Here is a 6,079-nt window from a genome sequence, read left to right as displayed (position 1 = left end):
TTAAATAATGTCCCCGCACTGGTAATCACTCCGCTTAAACTCAAGCGTTCACTTTCTTGCGTGATGTGATCGGAAATTACCGTGCCGTCTTCAACGGGATATTCCGTGATTTGACTACTTAATGAGGTGCTTTCCGTCAAAAGGGCATCAAGCTCTAACACGCCAATCGTTGTACGTTTGCCCACAAGGGCGGAAAATAAAAGGTTTACTATGCTCATAATAATTGACAGCTCAAGATAATAAGTTATAATTTATACATAAGCTATAGCTTATGGTGCAAATAATGGCTGTAAATCATCAGTGGAATATTCTCTTTACAGATTGTTTTTCAAATTGGCTTGATCAGCAGGATATTCCAACAAAGAAAAGTGTTGCTGCTGCACTCAATCTATTAAAAATAACTGGTCCTGAACTATCTCGTCCCTATGCAGACACGATTAAAGGATCACAATATCCCAATATGAAAGAGCTACGTATCCAGCATCACGGAAAACCTTTAAGGACGTTTTTTGCATTTGATCCATTACGTCAAGCTATCGTGCTATGCGCTGGTGATAAAAGTAACGATAAACGGTTTTACAAACGAATGATTGCATTGGCAGATACTGAATTCACTACTTATTTAGCAAACTTAGAGAAATAATATGAAAACATTTGAGCAATTCTTAGATGAATTTTCCCCAGAAGATCGCAAAGACATAGAAAGAATGACTGATGAACTACTATTGGAATCAGGTCTTTCACTCATTCGTCAAGAAATGGAAATCTCACAAAAACAACTGGCTGAAGCCCTTGGTATTTCACAACCTGCCGTCGCTCAAATTGAGCAACGAGGAAATGACTTACGCCTTTCCACGCTCAAGCGTTATGTTGAAATAATGGGCGGAAAACTCAGCCTTGCGATTGATATGCCAATGGGAGAAACCCGTATCTTTAAAATTTGATTTTCGATTAAAAAAGCGCAGTCAAAACTGACCGCACTTTTATCCCGCATATTCAATTGAACCCACACCAAAAGGGGCAGGGCGGTTCTGTTTGAGCTTTCCTGATACCGCATTGGCGACCCCTGCCGGATTGGTTGTGCCTTGAATATTGAAGTTATTCGTTTGCGTAACGGTAGATTGCATATTTCCACCATATTTTGTATAGCTTGGTAATGTGCTAGTTGGCTGTACATATTGGCTTGTTGGCGTAACCATCGCCGCCCCTGTTACATTCACCTCAGCTTTAGCCCCGCTTGAAAACAAATCTTTGATCCAACTTGGTATTAGGCTTTCAAACCAGCCCACTACGGTATCAATGGATTTTTGCCACGCATTTTTAAAGCTGTTCGTTACCTCATTCCATTTATTGGTTGCGGTGGTTTTCACCCCCTCCCAAATCTCACTTGCTTTGTTTTTGATACCTTCCCACATTTCATCGGCGGATGTGGTAATCGCCGCCCAAATCTCGCTGGCTTTAGCTGAAATGGCTTCCCAAACCGCAAGGGCGATCCGCTTGACATCGTCCCAGTAAATAATGAGTAAAGCGATTAAGCCAATAATCACGGTGATCGCAAGTAAAATCGGGTTAGTCGCAACTGCCATTAGCATTGCTCTGGCAAAAGTAAAAATCCCTTTCACCATTGTGGCAATCAACCCACCAAAAATTCGCCCAAATTTGATCGCACTTTTTCCCATTAGATTAAAAGTAAGAAAAGTTTTTGAACCAATAATTCCTGCCCACTTCGCAGCAATGCCGTAAATGCTCACTAATTTTCGTAATGAAGCAAAAACACCATTGATACCTTTAATTGCGATCCACTGAAAGGCTTTTAGGGAAAAAACGGAAAATTTTAGCACCGCACTTTTTAAGACGGAAAACGCTCCCTTGCCAGCACGAGAAAAGAGCTTAAAGCGTTTTTGTAGCCAAATAAACGGCGTTGCAATGCCTTTTATCGTTTTAATAAATGCCTTTTATCGTTTTAATAAATGGATTGGCAACAAACATCACGCCTTTAAATCCACCTTTTATCAGCTTAAATAGCCAAGTAACAGGCGTGAAAAGCGACCAGATTATAGAGGCAATACCACCAAACACCATTATTCAACTAGACAATGTGATTGAATGCCAACAACGTTTAAAAAGCCTATTTTACGAACGCCTCGCAATGCTGCACGTTAAGCCTTTTGACTATTTTGTCGGTCACGTCTTAATTAACAACATCAGGCTAGGCAACGCCCTTGAAGATACGTTTAGTTTCCTCGATGTGAAAATCATCTTCAAATTTCATCAAATTGACATTGACGTAAAAAAAGACAGCTTTTGTTTAACCTCGTACCAATGCCATTTGCAACAGAACACCTCTCAACTCCAAGCCGTGCGATTGCCAGCGTTTGAAGATGAGATAGGGATTACCAGAAATGCAAACTAATTGAAGAAAAACCGATTAAAAACATACCGCACTTTAATGTGCTTTTTTAATTCAAAAATAGGAGAAAAAATGAAAAAATCATATTTAGTTTTAACACTCACCGCGGCACTAATCCTTTCCGCTTGTACACCGTTTTCAGTGGACGAGGGGGAAATTGGTTTAGTTACCAAGTATGGTGAGATTGTAGAGCAAAAGTCGGCAGGCTTACACTGGCGGTCTTGGTTGGAAGATGACATTAAGTTTTCCACCCGAGAGCAAAAAATCACGCTCGGATCGTTCGATAGTTCTGGAGATCTAACGAGCGGTATTTCTGCCTATACCCGCGACACGCAGACAGTTACAACGGCTCTCGTGATTACTTATAAACTCACCGACCCAATTTTAGTGTATAAAAACTACCGCACTACGGAAAATATGATTAACCAGCTGATCGAGCCACGCAGTCGCCAAGCTCTTGAAATTGTGTTCAGCAGCTACACGGCTCAGCGTGCTTTGGAGAACCGAGCAAAACTCACAACGGATATTACCGCTCAAATTCGCGAGGCGGTAAAGGGCTATCCGCTAGAAATCACGGCAGTTCAAACGGTTATTCAGTTTAACAAGGAGTACGAAAAGCGTGTTGAAGAAAGCGTACAAAAGAACGTTGCAATTCAGACTGCAGAGCGTGAACTAATTATACAGCAAAAACAAGCGGAGATTGTAAAAGTCAATGCACAAGCTAAAGCAGACGCTGAAGTTATTCAGGCAAAAGCCGACGCTGAAAAAGTACGTTTAGCGGGTGAAGCGGAAGCTGCGGCTATTCGTGCGAAAGATGAGGCATTGAAAGAAAACCGCCAGCTCGTAGAACTTACGGCAGCGGAAAAATGGAACGGTGTATTGCCAACCACAATGACACCGAATGGTTCAGTGCCTTTTATTAAAGTAGGACAATAAGGAGTAACAATGCTTATATTAGGTATGATTGCGGGAGCAGCAGTTGCTTTTGCAGTACAAGCGTTTTTCCGCCAATATAAATTGATTGAGAGAAATAAAGATAAGTAACGATAACGCCCCGCTAGTCGGGGCTTTTTATTGGAGGGAATATGGAAGAAACCCTAACAATTTCAGAGGTCGCCAGTAAACTCAAAATGAGCTACGGTGCGGTTTATGCACATCGGTTTCATTGGGGATTTTTCCGCATGGAGGGATCACGAGTATGGCGAGTCAGTAAAACAACGCTTGATCAAAAACGGCAAAACACGCACAATGTTTGCCGATTAGACGATCAGGTCGGCGATAAGGAGAAATTATGCCGATCAGAAAAAATGAATTCGGTGTATGGCAAATCGATATTACCACACCGAGCGGCCAGAGAATTAGACGCTCTGCTCAAACAACTGAAAAGAAATTAGCCCAAGAGCTACACGACAAGCTAAAACACGAATATTGGCAAGTCGAGAGACTCAATAAAAAGCCCGAAAGAACGATCGAAGAAGCACTAATAAGGTTTCTTGAAGTTTCGCAAGGGCAAAAAGATTTTAAGACCAAAATCCGCCACACGGAATATTGGCGATCTGTATTGGCTGGGCGAACTCTTAGCTCTTTAACAACTGATGATATTGTAAATAATCTCCCTACGCACAAAACAAGTACGGGGGAAAAATTATCGCTATCCACACAAAACCGTTATCGTAGCTCAATAATGCGTGTTTTATCACTTGCTCAAAAAGCAGGGTGGATAGATAGTATCCCTTATATCCCTAAAAATAAAGAGCCTAAAGTTAGGGTGCGCTGGATCACTCAGCCACAAGCCCTTGAACTTCTTAGCGCATTGCAGCTTAGCTGGATGCGAGATGTGTGTGCTTTTGCTCTTGCCACTGGGGCAAGAATGACTGAAATTTTATCGCTTACTTGGGATAAAATAGATCTTTCTCGCAATATTGCTATTGTAAGTAGTGATATTGCTAAATCAGGGCGTGCAAGATCGCTACTGCTGGGCGAAGAAGCTTTATCCATAATCGCAAGACGGCGGGAAGAACAACTATCACCCTATGTTTTTCACCGTGGTAAGGGGAAGCGAATAATAGAAGTCGATCGTGATGACTTCAACCGTGCGGCCAAGCGTTGCAACATTAATGATTTTCGCTTTCACGATTTACGGCACACCTGGGCAAGTTGGCACGTCCAAAATGGTACGCCACTGATGGTGCTGAAAGAACTTGGCGGCTGGGAAACACTGGAGATGGTCAAACGCTATGCGCATCTCAATGCAGACCATCTGTTAAGCTACGCAAATCACGTCAAACTTACGTCAAAGTACCTTTTAGACACGACAAAATTTGATGCTAAAAATGATATTTTGGATAATTTGCCAGAAAAGAAAAAAGCTGTAAGTTACTGATTTGAAAGGCTTAACTTACAGCTTAACACGAAATTCTTAATGGTGCCAGTGGCCGGACTCGAACCGGCACGCTTTTAAGGGCGGCGGATTTTGAATCCGCTACGTCTACCAATTTCGTCACACTGGCTAAGGAGTTTGAGAAAACAACCTAATGTGTTGTCGATGTGGTGAATTATACGGAGTTGATTTTTGCTTGCAAGTAAAATTTACGAATTTGATGATGAGTGAAGTAATTTTAGTCAATTTTAAAGTGCGGTAAAAATTTTGTGATTTTTCACCGCACTTGATAAGTGAAAACAAAGAAAAACACGTTTATTCGACATAAAAAAGCCTATCGTTACAGATAGGCTAATGCGTTATTTTGTCTTATTGTGCTTTTGTTGCTGAGCCATTGTCATTGATTTGAATGGCTTTATCGAACAAGTTCACGCCACCTTTCACGCCAAAGTCTAGGGTCGTTACGTTGTAGGCAATGCTGATATTTTCTTGTTCAAAACGTTTTTTCAGCGCCATAATGGCTCGGCTTTTGGATTCTAAATAGTCTTCATAGGTAACGAAATCCACCCAAAAACGAATGATAAAATCGAAAGTTGAACTACCAATATCGGTGAAGTAGAAGTTGATGTCATTTTTATCGATCACGAAATCCCATTCTTGCATTAAATCTAAGGTAACTTGGCGAACTTTATCAAGGTCATCGCCATAAGAAACGCCCGTAGATAAAATTACACGACGTTTTTTCAGCTTGGAGTAGTTAAAAAATTCAGCACTATCAATCAATTGGTTAGGAATCAACGCGGTTTCGCCCTCGATGGTTTCCAGCTCAACGGTTACTAAGCCGATGTTCACCACTTTTCCGATAGAATTATTAATATTGACCCAATCACCAATTTCAAACGGCTGTTCTGATTTAATCAGTAAGCCAGAAAAGGCATTAGAAGCAATATCTTTAAAAGCAAACCCAGCGATGATGCCTACAATCCCCGCACCAGCGAGAAGATGAGTGAGAAAAGAGGCGAGATGTAACACTTCTAAGGCAAGAATGATTCCAAAGAACCAAATGAGAATTTTTACGCCAATGGAAATGCCTTTCGCGGCGCGTAAGTTTTTCGGGAATAAGCGGCTATAAATGCGCAACGCTGCTTTGCTTAGAATTTTGGCAAGAAAATAGAAAAGCGTGAGCAAAATAATGGCTGAAACGATGTTAGGAATAAAGCCAATCAGCCAATCTTTCCATTGAGAAATTGTGTGAGTTACCAAGGTTAATGAATTGTTTTCTGCCATAA

General features: G+C 41.3%; 7 protein-coding genes, 1 tRNA gene and 1 pseudogene. 5 read left to right on the top strand and 4 right to left on the bottom strand.

Going from position 1 to position 6,079, the window contains the following annotated elements; genetic code table 11:
* Positions 1–218 (bottom strand): phage baseplate protein (locus ACLS0A_RS05185; RefSeq protein ID WP_416082613.1); only part of this gene is annotated, 218 nt, incomplete at its 3' end.
* A 65-nt stretch (positions 219–283) separates the two neighbouring features.
* On the opposite strand from ACLS0A_RS05185, the gene ACLS0A_RS05180 reads away from it, so the two are divergent.
* On the top strand, positions 284–643 hold the full coding sequence (locus tag ACLS0A_RS05180; protein WP_416082612.1) for a type II toxin-antitoxin system RelE/ParE family toxin: 360 nt from the start codon (positions 284–286) through the stop codon (positions 641–643).
* A 1-nt stretch (position 644) separates the two neighbouring features.
* The gene (locus tag ACLS0A_RS05175) at positions 645–944 is read left to right on the top strand and encodes a helix-turn-helix domain-containing protein (protein WP_416082611.1); all 300 of its coding nucleotides are present in this window, start codon (positions 645–647) and stop codon (positions 942–944) included.
* Positions 945–983: 39 nt separating this feature from the next.
* Here the strand turns inward: ACLS0A_RS05175 and ACLS0A_RS05170 are convergent.
* Positions 984–2,085, bottom strand: a pseudogene (locus tag ACLS0A_RS05170) (hypothetical protein); the annotation flags it as partial.
* Here ACLS0A_RS05170 and ACLS0A_RS05165 point away from each other — a divergent pair.
* The 3 genes from ACLS0A_RS05165 to ACLS0A_RS05155 all read left to right on the top strand — a co-directional run bounded on the left by ACLS0A_RS05165 (position 1,976) and on the right by ACLS0A_RS05155 (position 4,793).
* On the top strand, positions 1,976–2,413 hold the full coding sequence (locus ACLS0A_RS05165) for a hypothetical protein (protein ID WP_416082610.1): 438 nt from the start codon (positions 1,976–1,978) through the stop codon (positions 2,411–2,413). The pseudogene ACLS0A_RS05170 and the gene ACLS0A_RS05165 overlap by 110 nt on opposite strands.
* Positions 2,414–2,482: 69 nt before the next feature.
* Positions 2,483–3,346 (top strand): SPFH domain-containing protein, encoded by an 864-nt coding sequence (locus ACLS0A_RS05160; protein ID WP_416082609.1) that lies wholly within the window; start codon positions 2,483–2,485, stop codon positions 3,344–3,346.
* A 355-nt stretch (positions 3,347–3,701) separates the two neighbouring features.
* Entirely contained in the window at positions 3,702–4,793 is a 1,092-nt protein-coding gene (locus ACLS0A_RS05155; protein ID WP_416082608.1) for a tyrosine-type recombinase/integrase, read from the top strand.
* Positions 4,794–4,833: 40 nt separating this feature from the next.
* Here ACLS0A_RS05155 and ACLS0A_RS05150 read toward each other — a convergent pair.
* Both ACLS0A_RS05150 and ACLS0A_RS05145 read right to left on the bottom strand, forming a co-directional pair.
* Positions 4,834–4,920: transfer RNA gene (locus ACLS0A_RS05150), tRNA-Leu, on the bottom strand.
* A gap of 239 nt (positions 4,921–5,159) precedes the next feature.
* Positions 5,160–6,077, bottom strand: a complete 918-nt coding sequence (locus ACLS0A_RS05145) for a mechanosensitive ion channel family protein (RefSeq protein WP_416082607.1) — start codon at positions 6,075–6,077, stop codon at positions 5,160–5,162.
* Positions 6,078–6,079: the final 2 nt, after the last annotated feature.

It is taken from the genome of Avibacterium volantium (assembly GCF_049366555.1).
Lineage (GTDB): Bacteria > Pseudomonadota > Gammaproteobacteria > Enterobacterales > Pasteurellaceae > Avibacterium > Avibacterium volantium_A.
This window is presented reverse-complemented; position numbering and strand designations above follow the sequence as displayed.